Genomic DNA, 3977 nt, shown 5'->3' on the forward strand with positions numbered 1-3977 from the left:
AACGTTGGAAGCAACAGCGAGAGGAGTTTATGGCTCAGATTGAACAGATGGAGCCACAAGAAGTGGTCTACCTCGATGAAGCCGGCATGAATAGTCAGGACTCGGATTACCCTTATGGTTACTGCGAGGAAGGAAAACGCTTCCATGCCCTCAAATCAGGGAAGAGGCAGGGCAGGGTGAGCTATATGGCCCCATGGTGTCATCAACAACTCTTAGCCCCCTTTACCTTTGAGGGTTGTTGTAATCGGACAGTGTTTGAGTTGTGGTTGGAGTTCATCTTAATTCCAACACTGAAGCCAGGTCAGACTCTAGTGCTAGACAATGCAACGTTTCATAAAGGGGGACGGATTCCTGAGCTAGTGGAGGCGGCTCAATGCCGTTTGCTCTATCTACCACCTTATTCGCCAGACCTCAACAAGATAGAGAAATGTTGGTCGTGGTTGAAAGCCCGCATTCGCCATTGTATTGAGCAGTTTGATTCTCTCCATGATGCCATGGATTCCGTTCTCAAAACTGCGTCCTAACCACCTTGACTAATGCTATAAATCCGACATCGCCTTTACGGACTCGCTCCCAAATGGCTCTAAGTCCTTTTCTTTGGAAATTAAGACCACTGGCGATATCAGTGACGAGCTCGGCGTTGGGGTAGACCTCGAGTAACTTTGCAACTTGGCGCGCAAGGTCTGCTTTTTGTCCGCGACTTGAAACGCGGGCATAAGCGATAATTGCCCGTTGCGTTCTCTCGTTTGATGAGACCGTGTAGGAGGCAATATCATATCGTCTCTGCCCTGATGGTGTCCTGAGCGCTTGAATTTTGCCGTTTTTTTCCCATCTTCTTAAAGTATGTAAGCATACACCAAAGTATTGAGCCGTTTCACTCGGTGATGTATATTTCGGCATTTAGCTCGCTTGCTGTGTACTTATCTAGCTTAGACTGATTGTTGAGTATTGTAAAGCAATGTTCAGTTAATTTGCTAACAGGACGTAACTCTCCGACTCCCCCAGCCCTCTAGGTAGGGGGAACCATGATTGTCCCATTACCATTGTGATTGTGTCCCCGATGGGGTAGGCTAGATCGAGTGCAACTAACCGAACTAATATTTATTTTAGAGAGCGATCGCACAATTGATGTCAGCCACTAAGTCTAACCAGCCGGGACAAGACTGGCTAAGTTAACATTCCCCCAAAAGGGCGCTGTGGAGAGGAACATCAATTTCAACATTAAACCGTTCTAATCAGGACGGGGTTTCAGAGTCAAGGAGTTTCGATGACAACATCTGTATCTGCCCAAACCCGTACCATTCGCATTGCTTCACGCAAAAGCCAACTCGCCCTAGTTCAAACTTACTGGGTTCAGGAAGAACTACAAAAGCGCTTTCCTGATATCAAGTTTGAAGTTCATACCATGTCCACCCAGGGGGATAAAATCCTAGATGTAGCCCTAGCCAAAATTGGGGATAAGGGACTGTTCACCAAGGAACTAGAAGTGGGGATGCTTAACCATGATACTGATATGGCGGTGCATTCCCTCAAAGATTTACCAACAAACCTCCCAGAAGGTCTAATGCTGGGCTGTGTGACTGAACGGGAAGACCCCGCAGATGCTTTGGTAGTCCACGAAAACCATCGCGACAAACAACTAGACACTCTGCCACCCGGTGCGGTGGTCGGTACGTCTTCCCTGCGTCGTCTGGCACAACTACGCCACAATTTCCCGCATTTGGAATTTAAGGATATTCGCGGGAACCTGAACACGCGCCTGCAAAAATTGGATGAGGGTCAGTATGATGCGATAATTTTAGCAGTGGCTGGACTGAAACGGTTGGGAATGGCCGATCGCATTCACCAAGTCATTCCGGCTGAAATCTCTCTGCACGCGGTGGGACAGGGCGCTCTGGGTCTTGAATGCCGAGAGGGAGATACGGAAATTTTCGAGGTGGTTAAAGCCTTAGAACATACCGTCACAGCCCAAAGATGTCACAGTGAACGGGCATTTTTACGGGAATTAGAAGGGGGTTGTCAGGTTCCCATTGGTGTTAATACTATGGTGGAAGGCGATCGCCTAACTTTAACCGGAATGGTGGCTAGTTTGGACGGAAAACGCCTAATTAAAGATACAGTGACCGGACAGGCTAGTGACGCGGAACAGTTGGGGATTCAATTAGCCCACAAACTTAAACAACAGGGTGCTGAGGAAATTTTGGCGGAAATTTTTGCCGAAGTTCAGCGCAGTTAAACTTCACGCATGGGCGAGTAATTATGACACAATCTGATGAGAATTTTCAAATTGCCCTCAAATTTACCTTGAAATGGGAGGGCGGCGTTGGACACCCGGAAGACCTGGGAGGTGTGGTTAATTATGGCATCACCCAGGCGACCTACGACACCTATTTAAAAAATAAGGGTCAGGGGTCGAAATCGGTTAGGCAAATTACTCAGCCAGAGGTTGAAGAGGTTTATTATACGATGTACTGGCTACCGTCAAAGGCTGATTTAATGGTGTTACCTTTGGCGGTGGTTCAGTTTGATACGGCGGTTAATTTTAGTGTTCCCGGCAGTATTGAGTTTTTACAAGAAACTCTGGGAGGACTGACTGTAGATGGTCGCTTTGGACCGAAAAGCCAAGGGGTTCTCGAACAAAATAATAACCTGGAAACTGCCCAAAGATACTGTCAGGGTCGCATTGACTATCGCTACCAACGGGTTAAGACTAACCCTAGCCAACAGATATTTTTGGAGGGTTGGCTAAGACGCGATCGCGATTTATTGGGCTATGTTACCCAATTGGGCGGCGGTCAGGCTCCGGTTATTGATCCGCCCAAACCACCCAACACACCGAAACCACCCAACACAGAAACCCCGAAAGATTCGGAAATTATGGATAAACTCCAACAGGCGATCGCCCTTTTGCAAGAGGTAGCACAAAGCCTTAAACAAAAGGATTGACCTGTCTTGTGGGGGGCTGAAACAACGGAGAGGGTGAAATATTACCCCGAGAACCTTGCGGCTCACTCGATTTCAAGTCGGGACGGTATCAATACCCATTACCCTTATCCGTAAATGATTGTGGCGGTTTCTTGTGTCTGTAGGCTAAAAATTTATAGCCAAATTATAGCCAAATTGTCCTAAAGTTTGGGAATAGAAAGCCCCCGGTTTCGGCCTGCATAGTTTTGGTAAATAACTTGGGGTGAGTTGCCGACCCAAGCCGCAACGTCCTTAGCATCAATCCCGGCATCAAGACAGAGGGTGATAAAAGTGTGTCTCATTTGGTAGGGTTTCCGCTGCTTTATCCCCGATTGTTTGAGGACTGGGTGCCAGTGTCTTTTGCCAAAATCACCGTCTTGGATCGGCTTGCCCGTGATGCTGGGGAAAACTATTTCTGAATGGTTTTGCGATCGCGCCTCTCCGAGAATAGTTTGGACTTGTTCATTGCAGGGAAAATCGCGGCGCGTTTGACTCTTGAGGCCGTCGCAGCGCTTGCGCCCCCCTTCCCCGCGAACAATCACACTACTAAAAGTGATTTGACTTAGATCGGCAGCAACGTCTGACCATCGTAGAGCGATCGCCTCCGATGGGCGACACCCAGTGAAGAAACAGAAACGGACATACAAACTAAAATGGCTGTGAAGTGGATCCGAATCAAAACCCTGGATAATGCGATCGCGTTCGTTAGCCGTAAAAGGGTTAATCTCGTCAGAATCACTTGCTTTTTTAACCGATCAGCTTTAGCGCTTAAATCTTTAAATGGTGAGGGTTCGCTCACTAGCCTTTTTTCGATCGCCCACTTAAAACAAGCATTAAGTTGCGTCATCAACCGGGATGTGGTGTCAATTGTCAGGTTCTGAATAGCCCAATCAAATATAGCACCAGACAGGAAAGTTAGGACGTATAATGGAGAGGACGAGATGACTAAGAAGACCCAAAATGCCAGCCCCCTATAGTTACGACCTCAGACAAAAAGTTATTGATGCAATTGG

5 protein-coding genes and 1 pseudogene are annotated in these 3977 nt (G+C 47.5%); 3 read left to right on the plus strand and 3 right to left on the minus strand.

The genetic code is table 11. The annotated features are described in order from the left end of the window. Nucleotides 1–524: IS630 family transposase (locus P5683_RS23320; protein ID WP_315642047.1), on the plus strand; the 524-nt coding region annotated here is incomplete at its 5' end. Here the strand turns inward: P5683_RS23320 and P5683_RS23325 are convergent. Next, nucleotides 508–900, minus strand: a complete 393-nt coding sequence (locus P5683_RS23325; RefSeq protein ID WP_006669812.1) for a recombinase family protein — start codon at nt 898–900, stop codon at nt 508–510. The genes P5683_RS23320 and P5683_RS23325 overlap by 17 nt on opposite strands. Before the next feature lie 367 nt (nt 901–1267). On the opposite strand from P5683_RS23325, the gene hemC reads away from it, so the two are divergent. Both hemC and P5683_RS23335 read left to right on the plus strand, forming a co-directional pair. Next, entirely contained in the window at nt 1268–2236 is a 969-nt protein-coding gene (gene hemC, locus P5683_RS23330) for a hydroxymethylbilane synthase (RefSeq protein ID WP_006623856.1), read from the plus strand. Between the two features lie 23 nt (nt 2237–2259). Then, on the plus strand, nt 2260–2946 hold the full coding sequence (locus tag P5683_RS23335) for a glycoside hydrolase family 108 protein (protein WP_006623857.1): 687 nt from the start codon (nt 2260–2262) through the stop codon (nt 2944–2946). Nucleotides 2947–3125: 179 nt separating this feature from the next. Here the strand turns inward: P5683_RS23335 and P5683_RS23340 are convergent. Then, nucleotides 3126–3620: pseudogene (locus tag P5683_RS23340) on the minus strand (site-specific integrase); the annotation flags it as partial. Then, nucleotides 3527–3811 carry a hypothetical protein gene (locus P5683_RS23345; RefSeq protein WP_006669811.1) on the minus strand — a complete coding sequence of 95 codons (285 nt, stop codon included), beginning with the start codon at nt 3809–3811 and terminating at the stop codon, nt 3527–3529. The pseudogene P5683_RS23340 and the gene P5683_RS23345, both read right to left, overlap by 94 nt. Between the last annotated feature and the right edge of the window lie 166 nt (nt 3812–3977).

This window comes from Limnospira sp. PMC 1279.21 (assembly GCF_032349615.1).
Taxonomy (GTDB): Bacteria; Cyanobacteriota; Cyanobacteriia; order Cyanobacteriales; family Microcoleaceae; genus Limnospira; species Limnospira fusiformis.